The following is a 23,033-nucleotide window of genomic DNA, read 5'->3' as shown; positions in this document are numbered from 1 at the left end:
CAAGTTCTTAATTTCTAATATACTTTTATGGAAAAAACACTACTCTTTGATTTTTGGAAAGTCTTTCAAAAACTTAAAATGCTATTGCTCCTTTTAGCACTACTCTTGACTCCGTTGTGGGGAAATGCACAGAATGGACACACAATACTAAATACCGCCAGTGTGGATTTAAGAAGTTCATACAACTTTGGCGAACATTGGAATGCTAAGATTGTTGGTTCTAAATTGTATATTTCGGCTATGATTGCCGATGGTGATCCAGAAAACATGGATGATTATCTAAAAAGATTATACATTAGCGTAGGTGACGAAGGTGATATTTTTCATTTGACTAAGCTTCTTTATTTGCCAAACATGAGTACTACTATTTTTCTTACCTCAGGAGATGGCGATCTTGATGATAGTTATTGGTATTTCGATTCCTATAGAACCGCAGGGCCTAATAATATTTCGTACTATGAAGGTAAAAGATACGGAGACAAAGGTGTGTTGTATATTACCTACCAGCTTCCGGCAAAGTTTTTAAATGGAAATCAGCTTACTATTGGTGGTGAGGCAGAGACGCTTGACAATGGTAATGGTGGCAAAAGTGGTAAAACTACTTATTTAAATGCTTCTTTGAGTACTCCAACTTTACCTGGTATGCCAACCGTAAGAGCGACTCAAGGTTGTAATTCAGTAAAATTATCCTGGGATAAAATGACTATTCCTTCGAGTTTTAATTCTGGCGATTTTAAGTATGTAGTCGATAACGGCAGTGGTCTTAATACCGAGGTATCAATTGACAAGACTAGTTTTGTGATAACAGGTGTTACTGGTGCTATTAGTCCAATTGTACGGTTGTATTGGCAAGGAACTTACATAGACGAAGCTTCTACCGAAGGTTCTGCCTACGACCCGTTGCCTATACCCGCCGATTTGACTGCTAGTACGACCAAATGTGATGGTTCAGTCGATTTAAAATGGCAATGGATGCAAGCCAGTCCGAGTAATTTTGTGGTGTATAGTTCTACTAGTCCAAATGGTGTTTTTACGGCTTTATCCGATGTTATTTCGGGGTCTAAACGTTCTTATACTATTACCGGACTTACTCGTGGACAAAAATATTATTTTAAAATAGCCGCCAATGGAGGGAAATGTCCTGATGCCAAAGGCGATAAATCGGAAGATGCTACAATGGGAATTTCTCCTGCTAATCCAGTAGCACCCACAAATGCCCAAATGGTTATGGTTACAGGTGCTGACTCTGGAGTGAAACTATCTTGGAATGAGTCTCAGTGGAGTTTGGAAGATTTTGAAAAAGCAACCGATCAGAAATACAAAATTTTTAGAAAGGATTTAAAAAAAGGTACTGAAACAACTATCGAGTTACCAATAGGTGATTTCTACGAAGGGCAAATTAAGGATCAAGTAGCCGGAAACAACGGGTATTTGCTAACTTATACAGACAAGGAAATAAGTACCTGCGAATCGTATTCGTACAAAATTGTAGCAGTAAACAGTTGTCAGTCGTCTGCAGCTGCAGTTTTTGTTCAGGACAATGCTTCAGACAAATTGAGTATTACCAATATTGATCTTTCGAGTGTGTTTTTGGCTAATAATCTGGAAACCTCAAAAGGATATTTTGGGAATTTAGTACAATTGGACTGGAAAATCGATGAAAATGCCGACTTTGTAGGCAATTACAAAATTTATCGTCGAGTGTTAAACAGCACAGTTGCTCCCGAATTGCAAGCTACAGTTGATAAAACCGTTCGTTCTTGGGCAGATAATAAAGCCATTGCACAAACACTTTATGAATATTTTGTAGTAGCTACTGCCGATTGTGGTTTAGAAAAAATAACCAGTTATGATATAAACGGAGTTTCAGGAACTCCATACACACAATTAACTGGTTTAAAAGGCTTAGCAACAGGTATTGGGTTTCGATTGCCATCGGCAGTTGTAACCGGGAATGTAACGTATGTAGGCGGCGTTGCCGTACCTAATGTAAAGGTCGTTGCCGAGAAAGACGGAACAGCTACAGGAAATGCTTTGGCTTTTGATGGTATAAACCAAACCGTAAAAATCAATCCGAACCAAGAAAATATTGTGTATAATACAACCGGAATCTCAGTTTCGATATGGGCAAAACCAAAAGCGTGGACTTCTAAACAAGTTTTAGCCAGTCAGTCAGGTGTTTTTGAAGTGGCCTTGCATAATGAAAGAGTAGAAGTTACTATCGCCGGAACCACTATAACTTCAAAAGCAAAACTGGTTGACGGTAATTATTCTAATATTTTTGCTACGTATGATAATAGTAAATTAGTATTATACATCAACGGAAAACTAGATAAATCGATTAATGCTAATGGTGCATTAACAGCCAATGTTAGCAATGCTATTTATTTAGGAAGTAACGGGTCTGATGATTATTATAACGGATTGTTAGATGAATTCCGTATTTACAAAGACGCTCTTACCGCTGCAGATGTAGAACGAGATTACAGCCGATTGGTGCAGGCCGAAACTCCAAATATTGTTGGAAACTGGCGTTTTGATGAGGGGGTTGGGCCTTTTGTATTTGACTCGTCTAAAGAATCGGGTGTCTTTAATAAAATTGATGGCGATTTAATTGGTGCTACTTGGAGTAAAGAAGTTCCTTCGAGAGAACAATTAGGTTTTGCAGGATTTACAGATAAAAACGGAAATTACGTTATCGAAGGTATTTCTTATACTGGTTCGGGAGAAAATTTTAGTATAACACCAACTATAACGCTTAGTGGTGCTATTCATGCCTTTTCGCCAAGCAATCGTGTTTTATTTTTAGGTGAAGGCAGAAGCATCGAAAACAATATCGATTTTATCGATCAGTCTTCCTTTAATGTAACAGGAACCATTCGATATGGCTTTGATAATACCGAAAACGACCCAACTCATTTTCAGAGTTCGGGCTCAAAAGGAGTTTCTATTTGGTTGGACGGAACGCAACAATTGATGAAAAACGGACAAGCAATTTTATCAGATGAGTTTGGACAATTTCAAGTAGTTGTACCTATTGGTAAACACTTTTTAGAATTTAGAAAAGACGGACACACGTTTGTAAGCAATAAATTTCCAGCAACAGGTACTTACGATTATCAGGATATTTTGTCTGGCATAGAAGTCTTAGACAATACCAAGCATACTCTTACAGGTTGCGTAGTTGGCGGATTGGTTCAGGCGAACAAAAAATTAGGATTTTCCGATTATAAAGGAAAATTACAAACAGACGTACAACGTATTAACAATATTGGAGCAACTTATTTTACATTGACTTCAAAAGATACTCGTATTAAACGTTCAGTACAAACAGATCCTGAGACGGGAGAGTTTGAAATTAAGTTGCCTCCAAATGAGTACGAATTCTCAGATGTGTCTTTTATTGGAGACGAAGCAAATCCTGCTGATGATAAAATTTTGTTTTTATCAAAAGACATATCTTCTATAAAATTAGACGATGATGCGGCCTATAAAGGAATTGAAGAAGAAGAGCCTGTTTTGGTTTCTGGAGGGTATGTTGCCCAAAAAGTAAGATACAACGCAGCCAAACGATTGATTTATAGAAGCACCCCAAGTATGGTGGTACAAAGTAATACTTCGTTAGATTATTTACCTAACACCCAAGAACTTGATAGTAATGGAAATATCATTACCGAAAAAACATTAGTGGGAGAAACTACGGTAAAAATATACGACAAAGAATTATCTAAAGACATTAATTTACCTACCAAAACATTGCCATATCCTGCTTTTTTACAAGGAAAAGGTTATCAAGTAACGATTAAAGCGGTTGAAAAATATGCGTATTACGGAACAAAACCTGTCAAAAATCCAGCTACAGATCAAGTACCAGTTTTGGATGGTCAAGTTACGATAAGCAACAATATAAGTGCTAAAGCAGATGGAGGTTCATCGGCAGCTTATCAGTTAACCGATGAAGAATGGGTTACTCTTTCAGGAAACACACATCAGTTTGATTTGCAAAATGAAGGTAGCGTCAACTATAACTTTGTAGGTGGAGATCCAGATTTAATTCAAGGCTCTGGTGTTGAAGATACTTTTGTAAAATCAATGTCTATTGCCTTAAAAACGGGCGATTATACTATTTATTGGCCAAATTCAAACGATGCTTCCAAAGGATATAAAGCGTATGTTTTAGGAGGGTCTAAAATGCCAGGAACTGATTTTATTACCGAAGCACCCGCTTCTATAACCACTACACTCCGAATTCCTCCAGGAAGCGGCAGTAGCGTAACCTTGGAAAGCGGTAGTACCATTACCAAAGAAACAACTACTAGTACACAAGCGGGTGGAGATTGGAGTGTTGGTGTAGGTATTGCTTGGGACGCAGAAATTTCGGTTCCTTTAGCAGGAGTAGTACTTAGTAAATCGGAGGGACAAATAATGGCTACAACCTATGGTTCCAGAACAGATGGTAGTGAGAAGACAAGTGCAAAAGCAACAACAACAACAACAAATCTTACTATTACAGCAGAAGATGCTTTTGAAAAAGGCGATTTCTTTATTGCTGATTCTAAAAACATAGAAATTGGTCGTGCCAATAATTTAAAATTTATTTTGGCTAATAAATGTGTGGGATGCGTAGGGCCAAAAGTAACTGGAGATGATGGTCAAGAATACATTTTGAATAAAGGGGAAACCTATTACCAAAAAGAAAAAGGTGAAACCATGCTATTGTATTCTGAAGATCATATCAAAACGGATGTTATTCCGAAATTGGCAGCCATTAGAAACAGTCTTTTTGTAGATCAAGCCAATGTTTATATTACCAAGTTGGATGCGTCAAGCCCATTGTACGGATTAAATAATGATGATCCGCGTTTGGGTACTTTGGCTAATGAAAACGATTATACTAAGGATAATACTGAAGATGACACTGGTGCAAGTTATGAATTTAAAAGAGCCATTGCTCCTAAAATAAATGGAGTTTATCAAGACAAAGTACGTTGGTACAATAATCAAATTAGAGCTTGGGAAGAAATTTTAATGAACAACGAAATTCAAAAATATACTGCTATTTCAGGTAACAAACCCAAACAAAAAAACATTTCTATTAGTTCAGGAATTGCTTATTCTAATACTTCTACTACCGAAGCTACCGAAACAACCATAAGTTCTACAGAAATAATGGCGGGTGCGTCAGGTGATACAGAAGGATTTGCAGTAGTAGCCTCTACTGGTCCTGCTTGGAATCTTCACGGTGGTGGTGATAAAACTTCTGGAGATAGTAATAATAACACTACAATTAATACTGTTACTACTTCTTATACCATTCAGGATAATGATGCTTTTAATGTGTATAGTATGAATATTTATGACGGAAAAGGTAGTGATGGTCCAATTTTTCAAATTGTAGGAGGACAAACGTCTTGTCCTTTCGAAAGAGAAAAAGAATTAGAAGTAACCAAAGAGCATACCTATTATTTGGATTATTGGATAAAAATGTTTCCAACAGTTTTAGATGAGCAAATAAAAATCATAAAAGATAAACATCTTATTGCAAATCCTTTAGGAGGGCAAATAACAGATGATCTTGATAAACAAAATCAAGAAATTGAAGCTGTAACTGCAGTTATCGAAGAGAAAAAAGCAATTTACAGCCAGTTATTGGGAATGTATAATGACTCGCAAAAACCTTTGTTAAGCAAACGCACCGTTCAAATCGAAAAACCAGGTATATTGGTAAATGGTAACGACAAAGCCACAATGGTAAACGTACCATCGAGCAAAGCCGCTACTTTTGATTTAGAATTACGCAACGAAACCGAGCTAATTCCTTCTTCTGTAGATCAGGAGATTACGTATCAAATGTCGGTAGATCCTGCATCTAATCCTGATGGTCTGGTTGTATTACTGAATGGAGAAACCTTGGTAAAACCTGTGGAGGTTTCTATTCCTTTCGGACAAAAAATCCGTCAAACCTTAACTGTTTTACGAGGACCAAAAGAATACAAATACAAAGATTTAACCTTAGTTTTAGAATCAACCTGCGACGAAAGTATCCACAAAGAAATCACTATGGATATTGAATACATTCCGGTTTGTTCTGAGGCAACTATTGCCAGTCCAGGTAACAATTGGACAGTAAATTACGATGGTAATAACCGTTTACCTATTAAAGTAAACAATTACGATGTAAATTATCAAGGGTTTAAAGGAATAAAAATTCAGTACAAACGTGCGAGCGAATCGGAGTCTAGCTGGAAACTTTTAGAAGCCTATTATCGAAATGATGAGGCACGTACCAATGCTGGTTCTGAAGAAGTAGCCAGAAAAGCGCCTTTATTAACAGAACAAGGTGGTACAGACTTTATTTACAATTGGGATGTGTCCAAACTAACCGATGATTTGTATGATGTACGTATCCAGAGTATGTGCCAGGGAGAGGCTGATGATGTTGTTTTTACATCCCCAACTATTACGGGGATTATCGATCGTATCAATCCAAGTTCGTTTGGTGCCCCACAACCTTCAGACGGAATCCTATCTGCGGGTGACGAAATCATGATACAATTTAATGAACCTGTGAATGCTGGTTTGTTAAATCCGTACAATTTTGATATTCGAGGTGTCATTCAGGGGGGCGAATTAAAACATCCTGCAAGCGTTTATTTTAACGGTGGCAATGATTATATGGAAATACCAGAGGGTATTCAATTAAACCGTCGTTCATTCTCACTTGATTTTTATGCTAAACGTAAAAAAACAGGTTCAGAGATATTGCTTTCTCAAGGTAGCACCGAAGCACAATCATTAAGTGTTGGGTTTAATGCTGCTAATCAATTTGAGGTTGCTTTGGCGGGTGTCAAATTAAATTCGGTTAAAACGATTCCAGTCGATGACACATGGGTACATTATGCTTTTGCTTATGATGCAACAAGCCAAGAAGGTAAATTGTATATCAATGGATTATTAGATGTTGTAAAACAAGGTTATGCTCCAAATTATGAAGCAACAGGTAAAATTTTTGTTGGAAAAGATGTTTTATCGAGAGCATCTTCTTTCAAAGGAAACATGCACGAATTACGTTTCTGGGGCAAATCACTCACAGTATCTCAAATCAATGTTGTAGCGACAAAACGTTTGAAAAATAATGAGCCAGGTCTTTTAGGAAACTGGACAATGGAAGAAACAGAGGGTGTTATAATCAATGATATTGTTAGAGAACGTCACGCACAATTAATTTCGGGTTCTTGGCAAGTGGCTTTGTCTGGCAATGCGTTGTCAACTTCGGCTACTAATGCCCCATCAATTAGCTCGCCTGCTTATTTGGATGTAGCCAATTTTAGTATCGAATTTTGGTTTAAAGGCGATAAAACTACCGGAACAACTTTGTTGTCTAATGGTAAAGGAGACGATTTGGACTTAAACAAAAATGGTTGGTCTATTCGTGCCAATGCTTCAGGCTTATTAGAGGTTTGGAACAACAACAATACGTTTACGGCATCGCCAACCAATTATTTTGATAATCAATGGCATCATTTTGCGTTAGTTGTCAATCGTGCGACAAATACGGTTTGTTTTATTGATGGAAATCAACAAAATACTATTGAAACAGATAAAACTGGATTTATTGGATTTGGTGGAGCGGCACTGCATTTGGGTGCTATGGGCTGGGTAGATGCCTTTGGAACCACACATCAGTCACAACATTTTACAGGTTCATTAGACGAGGTTAGAATTTGGCAAGGTACTCGTTCTGCCTTACAAATTAAGCGTGATATGCATTATATGTTAACGGGCGATGAGGTTGGATTGGATTTGTATCTCCCTTTTGATAAATACAAAACTACAATGGGTATCGAAATGCTAGAAGCTTCAAAAGCCTCTGCAGCTACCGGAAATACTGCAGTAAAATCTAATGGTGTGGCTGCAGAATTGAATGGACAACTGGCTTATATGCAAGATACTCCTTTGGTAAAATTGCCAAGACCGGTTAGAAAAGTAAATTTTGGTTATTCGGCCAATCAGGATAAAATTATTTTAACGACTACCGATCCTGACAGTATTCTGGAAAATGTTATTTTGGATATTAGCGTGACCGGAGTACAAGATTTGAACGGAAATATCATGAGAGCGCCTGTAAGCTGGACAGCTTATGTAGATAAAAATCAGGTAATTTGGACAGAATCGGATAAACATTTTGCCATAGAATCAGGTACAGGATTTACATTCGAAACCAGAATCGAAAACACTGGTGGAAAAGTGTTTAATTTCAACATTAGTAACCTGCCTTCGTGGCTTACTGCTAGCCCAAGCAGCGGTGTATTAACTCCTGTAAGTTCTATTCCTGTTACTTTTACAGTAGATAAAAATGTGAACATCGGAAATTATGTTCAGGACATTTTACTGGAAACAGAATTTGGATTTGCTGAGGTGCTAAATCTTAGTTTGGATGTTGCCAAACCATTGCCTGCAGATTGGAAAGTTAATCCGGCCAATTATCAATATTCGATGAACGTCATTGCACAATTGAATATTAACGGAGATGTTTCAAGAGATCCTAATGATCAAGTAGCTGCTTTTGTTGGTGATGAATGCCGTGGAATTGCAAAACTAACCTACATAAAAGCCTTAGACAATTATCAGGCTTATGTGAGTATTTACAGTAACAAACCTTTGGGAGAAGCTGTAGAGTTTCGTATCTGGAATGCCAGCGACGGACAAATTCACAGGGATGTGACACCATCTTATACTTTTGACTCGAATACGGTAAAAGGAACTGCGATTAATCCGGAAATGCTTAAAGCAGTAGATGTTATCGAATATACGTATGATTTGCCAAAAGGCTGGACATGGATTTCGTCTCACTTAAATTATAATTACAATCCGAGTAAACAGCTTACAACAAACGATTTGCTAAAACCAATCAAAGCAGTAAGCGGCGATTTGATTCGTGGTATTGATGCTGTAGATAGCTATAGCACTAAAGAAGGATGGTTAGGAACACTTACTACCAAAGGAGGTGTTAAAAATGGAAGCGGTTACAAAATTTTTGTAACAAACGAAAATCAGTTAAAATATAACGGACTTTTATTAAAAGGAAGCGATGTAAAAATTGATTTGGTTAAAGGTTGGAACTGGATTGGTTACATTGGTTTTAAAAATACGCCAATCAATCAGGCTCTGGCTGGTTTTGCAAACGTACAGGAAGGAGATGTTATCAAAAATCAATATCATTTAGCGATTTACAACAAGAACATTGGTTGGGTCGGCGATTTAACAGCGCTAAAACCAGGTGAAGGATATATGATGAAAACAGCTTCTGATGGATATTTTTATTATCCAAATTTGAGTTATTCGGCGACTAGTAAAATGTCAAATAACGCAAATCTATACGCAAATCAGACTATAGAAGCGGTTACTAAATATGCTAATACAATGAACGTTGTTGCAGAAGTAGCAGGCGATAATCAATCGAAAAACAATTATTTGAAAGCTTTTGTTGGAGAAGAATTAAGAGGTCAGGCGCCTGCTATTTACAATCCAACAACAAACAAAACCTCGTATTTTATGACTATTTATGGTAGTAATGATAACGATAAAGTCCATTTCGAATTTTTAACCGATGAAAAATCTGCTGCAATTAATGAAGTAGTCACTTTTAATAATAATGTGGTTATCGGAGGTTTGACAACTCCAAAAGAGTTAACAATTGCTTCAGAAATACCTCAAGAAGCTGTAATGAGTTTAATGGTATATCCTAATCCGTTTGCCAATTTGATTAATATTGATCTTTATCAAAATCATAAAATTAGTAGTATTGGTATAGCAGACATGAAAGGAGCTACAGTTAAAACTAATACGGTTTTGCCAACAGATTCTAAAGTAATCATAAATGTATCAAACCTTCCTTCGGGAGTTTATTTGGTATTATTTTATGATTCTAATGGAGATGTGCTGGAGTCCAAACGTATGATAAAAAACAGATAAACCTTCTTAATTGAGTTAATAACACTGCTATGAATTTTGTAGCTGTGTTATTTTTAAAACTTTTGCCAACGATTTACAATGAAATTATTCGATGTAATAAGCATAAGTTCAAACCACGAAATTTAATACAGTAAAAAATGAAAAAAATAATAATGCATACCTTTTTTGTGTTGCTTTTGAGTATCGCCAGACTTTACGCTCAAGTACCGACAAATTGGACTGTAAAGCCAAGCGACTACAATCATTCTATGGTAATCACTTCTGTTCTAAATATTAATTCTGAAGAATCCCGTAACACACAAGATGTAATTGCAGCTTTTATAGGCTCAGATGTTCGGGGAGTTGCTTCTCCTATAACCTATTTAAAAAGTCAGGATCGTTATGTTGCTACCTTAATCGTTTATAGTAACGACCAAGATGTTCCTATTACTTTTAAAGTGTATAATCAAGCCAATAATATAGTTTCTAATTCATCCGTAGCACCCATCAATTTTGTAGCCGATGGAATCGTTGGAACGCTCGAAAACCCTTTTGTTTTTAGTGATAGCAGTATTCCAAAAAAAATAAAGTACAACAATCTAATTACTCCAAACGGAGACGGACATAACGATGTTTTGGTTATAGAAAAATTAACATTATTCGATCAGTACAACTTGTCTATCTATGATGTTAGAGGACAAAAAGTGTATGAAACAACCAATTATCAAAATGATTGGAGTGGAAATAATTTATTAAGCGGAGAATACTACATCTACATCAACGGAAGAGATCAGGACAAAAACAAGTTTGTTTATAAAGAGGTTTTGCATTTAATAAAAAATTAAAACCAATTGAACAAAATACCAATTGTACTATAAAACCTGTGATGAAAAAAGGTAATAAATAGTCCATTTCTAAAAACAAAAAATTAAATGAAAAATATATCAAAAAGAGTATTTTATCTATTAAGCTTTACCATCTTTTTTGCCCCCTTAGCCCATGCTCAGTTTCAATTGAGCAATAGGCTATTTAAAGATAATAAAACGGCTATTAACGTAGGATATGCCGGTGAATTTGAAAAAATCCGTATAGCAGGAGTGTACGGAATTACATCCAAAAAAATAGATGATGCTCAAAATTTAGTCTGGCAACAAGCGATATTAGATTTGCCATTGGCCAAAAAAGTAGCCATGGCAACTCTTTTTACCAATGTCAAACAAGGTGATTTTACACAATTCGAAATAAAGCAAGCCTTTGCTTACAAAATTGACATTTCGGATTCTCAGTCATTATCTGCTGGTCTTGGAATAACTTTTAACAAACAATCTGTTCACTACAGCAATGGTTTTGATCCCAATGATAACGTTGATTTAGAAGACCCTTACTTGTTAGAAAACAGTTTCTCTAAAGACGGATTTGACATGGAAGTTGGTTTTGTTTATAAGTACAAAAAATTGCAAGTTGCATTAGCGCTTCCTTCTTTATTAAAACAAAAGCAAAAAAATACAGGACTAACGGCTTATACAGAATACGAGTTTAAGCTAAACGAAAAATTCGATTTAACACCTTCTGTTTTAATGCAGGAAGCACAAAATAAAAAAGTAGAAGCATTAACTTCTTTTAATTTAAGTTATATTAAAAAAGCATCATTTCAAATAGGCTACAGCAATTTTAAGCAGGTTGCAATGGGTTTTGGAGTTAATTATAAAAAAATAAATTTTGCTTATAATTATTCGTTTTCTTCCAATTCTGAGTTTAAATCCTTAGTAGGCAGTACACAACAGATAGGATTGTTTTTTAGCATTTAGCATTATACTCAATTTACCGAGTCGTTTTGTTTGTTGATATAAAACAAAACCTATTTTATGAAGAAGCTGTTTTAAAAATAGTCTCTTAGTTAATTATAGTGTTAAAATAGTTTTAACCAAAAATTTTGACTGGCTAAATAAGACATTTACACTCAACTTCATATTCATAAAATGAATAATATATTTTTTCTATCCATTCAGAATATACATAAATAATTATTCTTCAATTTGTTCTTCATTTATTAAAAAACCTCTGCGCAAAAAGTACAGAGGTTTATCTTTTAGAAGATACTGAAAATATATTTATAAAAATTACTCTTCAATATAAAAATCATTTTCTTTTAAACTGCATATTAAAAAAATATAAAACACCTAAAATGGTCATTTTCTAAAACTCAAAATACCTATTTTGCAAGAACTATTCTTTATAAGCTATAAAAATAAACCTGAATACATGAGATATCAGACCTAGTCAATTCAACTTGGCTCAAAATACACCATGGCTGAATTCATGAAAAATTTTTCAAACACAATTTGTACTTATAATCTATTCTCTTTATATCAAATTATATTTTCAATCAATTTAAATCAAAATCTATAAATCAAATTAAAATGCAGTTAAAGTTAAAGAAGTTACCTTTATTTTACCTGCTGATCCGGAATAGTAATCCACAAATACTTCTATATAATCATTCGTATTCATGTCTATAGACCCTGACAAAGGAATAGCTACTGTATCAGAAATTGAACCTGTATAACCATATACTTTTGACTGACCTACTATCACCCCATTTTTAGCAATATAAAATATGTATATTCCTGTTTTTCCATTACTATCTGCAACAAATGAAAGACTTCCTGCAAACTGTACTATTCGCTTTTTAAATCCGGTATAAGTAAGCCTTGCTGTATTATTGGCAGAAAATCTAAAAATAGAAGTTGTGGCCGTTGTTACTGTTATTTTTGCAGCTGTCCCTGAATTATCGACTGTAGCCGCAACCCCGGTACCTGGTGTCAAATTAACACTAAACTCACCTGTTGCATTAGCATCAGTTTCCGTTGGAATTCCCGGACATCTTACACTCCATTTGTTGTTGAAATTATATCCTGAATAACTTCCTGTTGAGTAACCATTAACATACTTACCTGTTGTAAGTGTTCCTGTATATACTACTGATTCCATTACTGCATCTCCGTTTATAATAGGATTGCCAGATACATCAAGTCCTATTTGGCTTCCAACTACTTGGGTAAATCCTCCTACTTTTTCAACTAAACCAAAAGTCCCTTGTAGGGTTTCGTAAGTCCCTAAATTATTTCCAAACCAACCTACATTACTAAGTAATACTTTGCTTATATCCTTATAGATAATCCCATTTGTATTACCAAGAAACTGAACAATACTTAGAAACGCAAATGCCATATTTTCAATTTTACCTACATTACCAGAACCTGTAACAATACAATCTCTAAGAATTAAACTTTGTGTTTGGGTATTTGCAGCTATTGATCCTGTTCCGGTAATATCAAAAACCTTACCTGCGGCTGTAAGAGTCAAAACTCTTATTGATCCGCCAGTTGTACCTACAAATAAATCTCCGCTTGCTTTAATTAACTTGTCATCAGATGAGTCCAGTCCCATTATATAAGCATTATTTAACTCTATCGGAAAATTAAGATTTATTGTTCCGTTAATTTCATATAATGTATTAGAATTCAAAAGATACTTGGCTCCTCCCCCTGCAGTTAATTCTGCAGCTAAAACAGTTGATAAAACATCGGTTGATTTAATTAGCTTGTAATTAAGCCTTCCCTGAGCATCTCCATAAATTTTTCTCCAAACCGGAACACTGGAATCATAATATTCAAAAGCATTAAGATCCGTATCATAAACGATTAACCCATTAGCCGGACTTGCAATTGCAGTTCTTTGTGCTGTAGTCATTCTTGGTGTTAACATTCCCTGAGTAGTAGAAGTTACATCTAATACAGAACTTGCATTTGGAGTAACAGTTCCAATTCCAATTTGAGCATTTACTAAAAATGTTAACAGAAAGAAAAATAGCAAGAAAAATTTCGTATTACGATTTTTTAAAGTAGTTGTTATCATCATAATTTCTAAAATAATTTATTTAATGTTTTAATTTATTTGTGGTCTGAATTTGAAATAAAAACTTTTTGTGTTATTTTTTCATTGTTGGCTGTTAAGAATTCTGCAATATAGACACCCTGGCTCAAAGTACTGGTTGAAAAAGCGTAATTAGCGTTAGAACCCAAATCCTTTTTGAATAATATAACTTTACCAAGCATATCATATAATATCAATGATTCTATGTCTAATAGATTTTTATTTGTGGCATTTAAACTATGATTTGTATTATCCTGACTGATTATAAAATTTGTTATATCTTCTTTAACAGTTCCCAGTTGTTGACTTGCAAAGGTTATTTTAAAACGATCTGAATACACACCCGGTGTAACAGTAACCTGATATGATCCGTTTTTTATATCATGATAAGATGAATCAAAGGCATCATACAAGTAGATCGTTTCTGATGGAGTAAAATTTATAACCTCAGGAATATAGAATTTAAATGTAGAATTAATAGTAGCTTTTACTGTTAATGATATTCTTTTAGAAGGCTCAAAATTAGTTCCCTGAATAACGTAAGCCCCATTTTCTATAGAAAAAAGGACATCATTAGGAAGACTCTCATCCATATTCAAAGCATCAATACCAAAATCGATTCCGTCTGTAGCCTCTGGTAAAAACGCTAATGCTAATTGTCTGGTAAACTGATTATTAATTATTGTATTTAACTTAAAATGCGAAATCTCGACTGAAGCCACTTCATCGACTCCCATTTTTTTAGAAGTTTTAGCAGGTTTTTCAAATTTTGACAGCCCGCTGTTTTCTTTATAGTACACTCTGTGTGCATTTTTAAATGTAAGACTTCCGTTTGCCGTTCCATTAATTACAAACCCCTGTCCAATTGGAGAATATTTACGTTCTATTACAAGTCCTGAAGATGTTCCGGTTGTGTTTAATGATCCATCCGTATTATACGAATTAAAAGTAGCTGGTACATAAACACCGTTTGAACCTAAAGTACCTGGGGAATATGTCCCATACCCTCCTCTGTAATCAGCAACATAATGGGAGTTTATTGTTTTATCCTGCTCCCAAAAATACGCTACCCCACCAGAGGCACTATTTACGGCATCTAAAAGAAATGCATTAAGATGCAAGGCCGATGGATAAGGATTTCCTGTTAAAGTTGAACTATTGAGTCCTACTGCTATAGTAATATTTCCGTCATTCGGTTTACCTCTAAAATCATACCTTTGTGCACCAGTACCCGGATTATTAGTTACTCCGGTGCTTTCAGGATCGGTAGAATCACTTCCGCTTGTTCCTTTCATTGTAAACCCCTCTCCCGGAGCAATTGTTGTTGCACTTCCTACAGCTATCCATTGTGAGTAATTGTTTGCGTTAGTTAGCTTATAAATCCAGGATGATGCTATTGAAAGAGGATTTGCAATTCCATCATATATACCTGCCCCCAGGCTAATAGCCGGAACTGCAGCTATTGAAGTAGTTGGTCTGTTTAATAATGTAATACCGAAATTGGTATTACCAATAGCCCCAGATGGTACACCAACAGGAGAACACCAATAATTATATTCAAAATTATCAGACGTTCCTTCCTGATACACTGAAAAATTACCATTCCCTGTGTTTGCTGAGGTATTAGTTGTACCCTGTACAAGCTGAGAATTATTTCTCAGATAAAGATTTGAATTTGTCGCTAAATTTATATCTTGCCCTACATACAAGACCTGATCTCTTACATACATCGCTGTATTATTCCCAAAATAAATTTGAGAAAGAGATTTAGAACTGATGAATAACAGATATACTAATATTACTTTTTTCATAATTATCATATTTACACTAATTTATTTTTTTGTCTTTATAAACATTAAAGACACTCAGCAATTGTGTTTGACTTCCTTGATTTACGAATCCAGAATACTCCTAAAAAAAGACCTGCTACAACTAAAACATAAATTTCTTCATTAATACTTACTGGTGGTTGCGGAGTCAAACCAGGTGGTGGTGGTGTTACTCCATAGGTCAGATGGGTTATAAAAACTAATGAGGTTAAAATTTTTTTCATAGATTTCATTTTTACATTTAAGATAATTAACAAATTATAATACTGCATTTAAAGAAACATGAAAGAGTAATTCTCTATAAAAAATTAAGTATATTAATAAATCAATTTTTATTAAAATAAAAACTCATTAAGTCTAACTCTTTGTCTATCAAATGTAAATTATAAATATGAATCCATGCAGCATAAATTACCTTGTAGGTATTTTTTTTCAAATAAAATTAATTTTAACTAAATAGACGCTTTTTTCTTAATAAATTTAAAACAACAATACCGTTTTTTACAGTTTAATCAAAAATAATTCACTGTTAATCAGGTGTTTTTATTTAAAAATCAAAAATAAATCACTATATAATTAAAAAAAAGTCTGCATTTAGTCGATTAACTGTAAAAAAAAACGCTGAAATACCAATAGTAGTTATTAAAATTTTATCCATTATCATTAATTTATCTAACTTAATGCAATAATAATTTTAAAACATTAGGTTTAAACACTTTATTTCCCTTTTCAATTCATAACTTTGGCAACTTTAAACTAATAATATTTAGAACTGCTTAGAAAAATGATTTCTTTTTTTTTACAAATTTCTTCTTAAAATTCCTTCTATAGTAAAGACAATATTATTTATATTTGCGCCGGTTTTATTGCAGTTTATTTTAACAATACAATACATACAAAATAAATGCTTAAGGAAAATTATAGAGTGAAAAAACAAAATTGGAAGTAAAAAAGTAATTTTAGAAATGAGGTTAACACTATCAGAGAATAAGACTTTTACCTTACTCCACTCATCTTGTCATTTATTTTTAATTAACACATGCAAGGAGTTATTATTTAACACTTACTAAAATTAAAACATAAATCCTGGTTAAATGTATAGATTAAAATAACAAAACCCTTTTTTGGAAATTAAACATTAGGTACTATTGAAATACAACAGATCAAGATTTTTTTCTAATACCTAAAATTAAAATAATCGTGAAAAACAAAATTTATGTGGAAAATTTATTTAGATCTTGTCTTGAGTTCTGAAATAACGGTTTGGGTATTAGTAATTATTGATACGCTACTTTTACTTTTCTTTATTAAGGATCATATTAACAGAGAAAAAAATGCTTATATGTTTAAAAAAAAATCTGAACTTAAAATAAATAAATTTCTCAGCTTTTGGTCACGAAACTGCTAAGTATATAATTATGTAAAACGTGAACTTATTAAAAGAGTTCGTATTTTAATCAACAAAAATAACTGATTTACAATTATTTAAATAATTATGTTTTTATTCAAAGTATATTACATAAAACCTAATTTAGAAATGTAAAATAGAAACATTCGTAATGTTCAATCAAAAATGACCTTAGATTCTAAATCTTATATTCTTAAAACTCATTAAACAGTTAACCTCAATATCATTGCAAAAATTAGTTCAAATAAAATAGACTTTAAATCAATTATAATTATCTAAATGAAAAAAACTATTCTGTTCTTAATCCTATCAATCCAATATATTTACTCACAACACAAAACTGAAAAAGACAGTACAAAAAATAATCAGCTTGAGGAGGTTATTGTTACTGCAAACAAAATAGAACAGAAAAACATAGAGGTCCCTGTAGCAGTTACTTCTATTTCTGCCAAAGCAATATTAGACTCAAGATTGGTAAGCTATTCCGACTTAACAGGCAGAGTTCCTAATTATTTATATCAGGGTTCCAGTGTTGGTTTTCAATCTATAAATTCGATTAGAGGTATTCAGGTATTTAGCTATAACCCCGCAGTATCCATTTATGTAGATGATGTAAACTCATTAGATATTATGGCTGGAGGATTAGAGCTTACTGACATTGAAAGAATTGAAGTTTTACGTGGCCCGCAAAGTACTCTTTTTGGACGAAATGCTATGGGAGGTGTTATAAATATTTTTACAAAAAAGCCTACCAATAAAACTACGGGATTCATAGAACTTGAAAATGGGAATTTTGCTTTACAGCGTTATTCTGCAGGTATTAAATCCCCTATTATCAAGGATAAATTATTTTTTGGCTTAAATGGACTATTCCAAAAAAGAGATGGCTTTATGAAAAATAACATCAAAGGGACGACTTCAACCGATACTAGCTTAAATGGAAAAACCATTGGCGATGAAGAAAACACCTATGGAAACATTTTTTTAAAATGGCTTGTTAATAGTAAGCTAAATTTTACTGCAAATGTAAAACATCAAAGAGATTTTTCAAATGCTTCCGGTTATCTGGTTGCACAAAAAACAGAAAAAATCGCATTAGAAACTCCAACAGTTATTAATCTGACCAGAATAGGAAGACATGAGAGAGAAATGACTAATTATTCCCTTACAGGAAAGTATCAGACGCAAAACTTTGAAATAACTTCTATTACTGCTTTCCAGCAAATTTCTTTTTCATTTAGAAATATGGATTTCCCAGGTTATTATGAATCATTTTACAGAACTGCTATTGGAGAAAAACTACCAACACAAAATGTTTGGAGTCAAGAGATTCGAATCAATTCTGCTCACAAAGAGAATAAATTTCAATATATTGTGGGTTTATACGGTTTTAAACAAATTAGCTACGATCCTACAAATAATTTAGCCTATGAGTTATCTCCAGCCAATTATGTAATTTATAGAAATAAAAGAAACAATAATGGATATGCAGCTTTTGGAGAAATCAGCTATAGAATTTTCGACAAACTAAAAGCAATTGCTGGAGTTCGTTATGATATAGAAGAACGCGAATCTATTTTTAATGGTTTTGGAGATGCTATTTTTGTAGGCGGGGTATTTACACAAATTAATCCTGACCTTACAAAATCGGTAAAATACAATGCCTTTTCTCCTAAAACCTCTTTAATTTTCAGTCTTGATAAAAAATCAAATATATATGCAACTTTTACACGAGGTTTTAGAGCCGGAGGAATAAGTTCACAGGCTGTTCCAGCAGGAGTTCGTCAAGATTATGACCCGGAATATTCAGATAATTTCGAATTAGGTTACAAAACCGGTTTTTGGAATAACAGAGTTAATTTTAACGCTGCTGCATTTATTATCAATTGGCAGGATTTACAATTCTCTAATTTAGTCGCACCAACTACTTATTCCATGGAAAATGTAGGTGATGCTTATTCAAAAGGTATCGAATTAGAGGCTAATATTATTCCTGTAAAAGGATTGCAATTAGATTTTGCTTATTCTATCAATGATGCTCAATACAAAGATTTCGATTTAAAAAGATTAAATTTTATAACAGGTTCACAGATTATAACACCAATAGGAGGCAATAAATTATCTAATGCCCCTAAAACAACATTTTACGCTGCCACTCAATATTCAATTAAAACTTCTGAAAATGTAAATTTACTGTTTAGGGTTGAATTTAGAAATGTTGGAGGGTATTATACTGATATTCAAAACAGTCTTTACCAGCCTACCTATCAAATCGTAAATACAAGATTTGGATTAAGTTATGACAATTATGGATTATTTTTATGGACTAAAAATTTAACAAATGAACATTATTTGTTTTATGGAAGCAGTGATACCAGTTTAAGAAGATCATCTGTAGCAGCAATGCCAAGTCAGATAGGAGTAACATTATCTGCAAGATTTTAGTTAATTATTAAGTAATATTAAAACCGATCATCTATATTATTTTTTGTTTAAAGAAGATTTCTTTTACTTTATTATATAAAAAGCCAGATTGTACAGTTTATACCCGCCCATTTTGAATTGATCGAAAAGATGCGATACAGCGGACGGGTTTAAACTAATTGGAGCGACAAACAATTTCTTTGAACACAGAAAGCTAAATTGCAGGTGGGTGAATATTCAGCACGAAAAAATAGGTTCTGCCTAAAACAGGAAAATTTAAAAAAAATCCTCTTTAGAGGTCATTCTTCCCTGAACAATTTACAGAACAAAAAACCCTACATAATAGTAAGAGAGGCATTTATAAATGAATATTATTTTCAATTGCCTCAGCCTCTAAAAAACTTGACTAATAATAAACTTTCTTATACAAACTAAAAATAAGCTGTTTAATTTCGTAAATTAATTCAAGCTGCTAGGTTTGTATTGCATAAAAAAACGAAGCAACCGTTTAGTAAATTTATTTTGCGAACTAATAAAATTACCCAATGTTTTGTAAAGTATCATTTTTTTTAAGACAAAAGAATGTAGATTTTAAATCATTAAATATTGTTTTACAATAGATCACTCTATTGTGTATAACATCATTTACTTCACCATTATACCAATTCCGCTTTGTTCCGCTTTAAGGCTATTTAAACTCTTAGAAATAAGTTTGTACTTATTGTTTTTTTCATCTTTCACTTCATCTAGAAAATATATCTGATCATTTTTTCTAAATACTCTTGTTTTTACCTCTTCATCACTTGCTTTTTCATCACTGTTTAAATCAATAGTGAGGCACCTTATCCATGGAGCGTCATCAGAATGCAGGTAAGTGATAATTTCATTACGCAATCCTTTTTTATATCTGTAAACGGAAAAATCATCTGCGCCGTCATTATCTAAATCGCCTTCTTCAAATAGTTTATCATCGTTGGGATTTAGTTCTGTGTCAACTACTGAGAATGCTTTTCCTTTAGAAAAAACAATATGCCCGCTATTTGGAGAAATGAAAGCATAATCGATAAAACCGGTGCCGTCAAAATTACCCTTTATAGTATGAGTAACTTCATTGCTTTTTTGACTTTCAGCTTGTAAACTATCGTTTAAAAATTGAGCTCTTTCAAAATCTATTGGAGCTTCTTCTTTTATAAAATAACGCCCAATAAAACTTTGTACAACATATTCTACGTGACCGGGAATGTGTTGATAACCAATATAATTTGCAAACCAAAGTGTGCCAGTGCAAAAAATAAAAAGCGCTATAAGTTTGTTCTTATGTCTTTTAAAAAAAATCTTCTTCATCAAAATTTATCTTATAATTTTTAACTCGTCTTCACCTTCAGGAATGTACAGGTAGTATTTAAAAAAATCAAACATCATACCGTCTCCTTCATCAAATTTTGCCCATAATGCTGATTTACCTCTCATTATTGATTCCTGACTTCTAAGATCTAAACAAACTATTCTGCCATTACCATAAAGTTTAAGCTCATAGTCTTCTAATGGCTGAAGTTTATAATCCTTAATTGTAAAAGATTCTAGTTAAGATTCTAATTTTCTAGTAATTTCCATTATTCGAAAACCATAAAGGTTTCATCTAAATTTCTATCCGTTTTGTAATGAACATCTTTTAATACTATAGATTCATTTTGTAATTTAGTATCAATTTTATATAAATTATTATCCGAACATAAATAGTAAAAAAAACTATTAACATAATTAACCTTACCAACTATTTTTCTGTTTGAAAAATATTTTCTTTTAGTTAATTTACCATTATTTTTATTTATTAATAATATATAATGTTCTGTATTAGCAACTAAATCATCAAAATTTGTTTCTATTGCTTCTAGATATTCTTCATTTGGGATTAAAAAATGTTTATTTCCCAAAACTTCTTCATCACTTTTGGGGAATTCTATTTTACAAACTCTTATTTGCCATTTTTTAGTTCCGGATAATTTATCTAAACAAACTATTTCATCACGTCCATAAAAAACATTGTTTTCATCTATTACTAAATTATTCGTAATGTAAAGTTTTTTCTCTGGGGTATATTGCCATTGAACATCTTTTTCATCCATACATAAGACAATTCCATGTTCATCAACTGAATAAAAAAACTTTTCATCTTTTATAACTTCATTATAAATAGAATTTTGGGAATCTACATACATAATTCCTTTTCCTGTATGTGGATCGATTATAGAAACATTACTAGCTAAACTTACTGCAAGAAAATTTTTGTAAATAATTGGAGAACTTTGAATCGGAAAAGGATACTGATTAGTCCAATTCGTTTTCTTTGTTTTGATGTTTATTGACTTTAATTCACCATGACTGTTTGCAAAAATTATTGATTCACCAAAGACAATAGGATATTGATAAAACAATCTAAAATCAACATCTGAAAAATCATACCCATAGTAAGATTGATTAGGTGAAACTTTATCATTATATTCCCATTTTATTTTTCCCGATATTTTATTAAGTTCAATAATTCTTCCATCACAATATGTCCTATAAATAATGCTGTCTAGAATTGTAAAGTATGTGATTTCATCAGTGTCTTTATTACCCGATATTTTCCAGTTTAATTTTTCTTTTTTAAGATTAATACTGTACATATCTCCATTACTAGTTGATAAATAAAGCGTATTATATTTCCTTTCTTTGTTGTGGCAAGAAATAAAGAATAAAAAAAATAAAAAGTAAAAATAATTTTTAATCGGCATCATTATTATGTGGATTTAATTCATAATCAAAAGGGATTCTCTGTGAAAGATTTTCAACATACCAATTTTCTGGATCGAAAGAATATCTAACAAAATCATATGCTATTCTTAATGGCATTTCAATATTACTTAGATTTTCATTTTTCCTGTTAAAACCAGATACCATGCAAGTAACTCTTGCTATTTCAACTCTATCCGGATCAGTATTTAATAAAGGAGCAACATAGCATTTTCCTATTTTTAAGCTTGCTTCATACTTTTTAAGTAACTTTATAACGGGTCCACCATAGTGTCTTACTATTGCATATTGACCTTCTCTATCGGTTGGAAAATCTTCTGCAACTTTTAATTTAGAAAAATCAACTTTCCTTAATTCTTCCAACTCTTCTTTGAAATCATCCTCAACTTCACCATCGTGAATATATAATAAACTGTCAAGAGGATATTTTGGTGGTTGAAGCACTACAATAGTATCTGGAGAATTTTTAACAGAATGTTTATCATACTCTTTTGTTATGAGTTGGTTATTATTTCTTTCCTCAGTAGTAAATTTATAAACAATGTATTCTCGCCAAAGATCGTGTATGTGCCCTGGAACATGTTTAAATCCTACCCAATTCATAAAAAGAAGTATTGCAAATCCTAAAAAGGAAACTGTAATAATCTTTTTTTTATGATTTCTAAAAAAACTCTTTTTTTTCATAG

At 32.9% G+C, this 23,033-nt stretch carries 10 protein-coding genes; 4 read left to right on the top strand and 6 right to left on the bottom strand.

Going from position 1 to position 23,033, the window contains the following annotated elements:
* Positions 1 to 27: 27 nt before the first annotated feature.
* From JE46_RS19375 to JE46_RS19365, 3 genes are all read left to right on the top strand, one after another.
* A complete protein-coding gene (locus JE46_RS19375; RefSeq protein ID WP_031456941.1) occupies positions 28 to 9,975 on the top strand; it encodes a T9SS type A sorting domain-containing protein in 9,948 nt (3,315 codons plus the stop codon).
* Between the two features lie 137 nt (positions 9,976 to 10,112).
* A complete protein-coding gene (locus tag JE46_RS19370; protein ID WP_031456940.1) occupies positions 10,113 to 10,799 on the top strand; it encodes a T9SS type B sorting domain-containing protein in 687 nt (228 codons plus the stop codon).
* An 87-nt stretch (positions 10,800 to 10,886) separates the two neighbouring features.
* Entirely contained in the window at positions 10,887 to 11,762 is an 876-nt protein-coding gene (locus tag JE46_RS19365) for a PorP/SprF family type IX secretion system membrane protein (protein WP_031456939.1), read from the top strand.
* A 607-nt stretch (positions 11,763 to 12,369) separates the two neighbouring features.
* On the opposite strand, the gene JE46_RS19360 is transcribed toward JE46_RS19365, so the two are convergent.
* Genes JE46_RS19360 through JE46_RS19350 form a run of 3 tightly spaced genes read right to left on the bottom strand, consistent with a single transcriptional unit; the run spans position 12,370 to position 15,943 of the window.
* Entirely contained in the window at positions 12,370 to 13,875 is a 1,506-nt protein-coding gene (locus JE46_RS19360; protein ID WP_236010774.1) for a hypothetical protein, read from the bottom strand.
* Positions 13,876 to 13,907: 32 nt separating this feature from the next.
* Positions 13,908 to 15,701 carry a T9SS type A sorting domain-containing protein gene (locus tag JE46_RS19355; protein WP_031456937.1) on the bottom strand — a complete coding sequence of 598 codons (1,794 nt, stop codon included), beginning with the start codon at positions 15,699 to 15,701 and terminating at the stop codon, positions 13,908 to 13,910.
* Positions 15,702 to 15,745: 44 nt separating this feature from the next.
* Positions 15,746 to 15,943, bottom strand: coding sequence for a hypothetical protein (locus tag JE46_RS19350; RefSeq protein WP_157505950.1), 198 nt, complete (start codon positions 15,941 to 15,943; stop codon positions 15,746 to 15,748).
* A gap of 1,463 nt (positions 15,944 to 17,406) precedes the next feature.
* Between JE46_RS19350 and JE46_RS24640 the strand changes: the two genes are divergently transcribed.
* Positions 17,407 to 19,572 (top strand): TonB-dependent receptor, encoded by a 2,166-nt coding sequence (locus JE46_RS24640; RefSeq protein WP_031456935.1) that lies wholly within the window; start codon positions 17,407 to 17,409, stop codon positions 19,570 to 19,572.
* A 624-nt stretch (positions 19,573 to 20,196) separates the two neighbouring features.
* Here the strand turns inward: JE46_RS24640 and JE46_RS19340 are convergent.
* From JE46_RS19340 to JE46_RS19330, 3 genes are all read right to left on the bottom strand, one after another.
* The gene (locus JE46_RS19340; protein ID WP_031456934.1) at positions 20,197 to 20,895 is read right to left on the bottom strand and encodes a hypothetical protein; all 699 of its coding nucleotides are present in this window, start codon (positions 20,893 to 20,895) and stop codon (positions 20,197 to 20,199) included.
* Positions 20,896 to 21,164: 269 nt separating this feature from the next.
* Complete coding sequence (locus JE46_RS19335; protein WP_031456933.1) at positions 21,165 to 22,331, bottom strand: outer membrane protein assembly factor BamB family protein; 1,167 nt, start codon at positions 22,329 to 22,331, stop codon at positions 21,165 to 21,167.
* Positions 22,318 to 23,031 (bottom strand): hypothetical protein, encoded by a 714-nt coding sequence (locus tag JE46_RS19330; protein WP_031456932.1) that lies wholly within the window; start codon positions 23,029 to 23,031, stop codon positions 22,318 to 22,320. The genes JE46_RS19335 and JE46_RS19330 overlap by 14 nt, the downstream gene beginning before the upstream one ends.
* Between the last annotated feature and the right edge of the window lie 2 nt (positions 23,032 to 23,033).

The organism is Flavobacterium chungangense LMG 26729, assembly GCF_000735715.2.
GTDB classification, from domain to species: Bacteria; Bacteroidota; Bacteroidia; order Flavobacteriales; family Flavobacteriaceae; genus Flavobacterium; species Flavobacterium chungangense.
The sequence above is the reverse complement of the archived record's forward strand: the minus strand, read 5'-3'. Positions and strand labels throughout refer to the sequence as shown.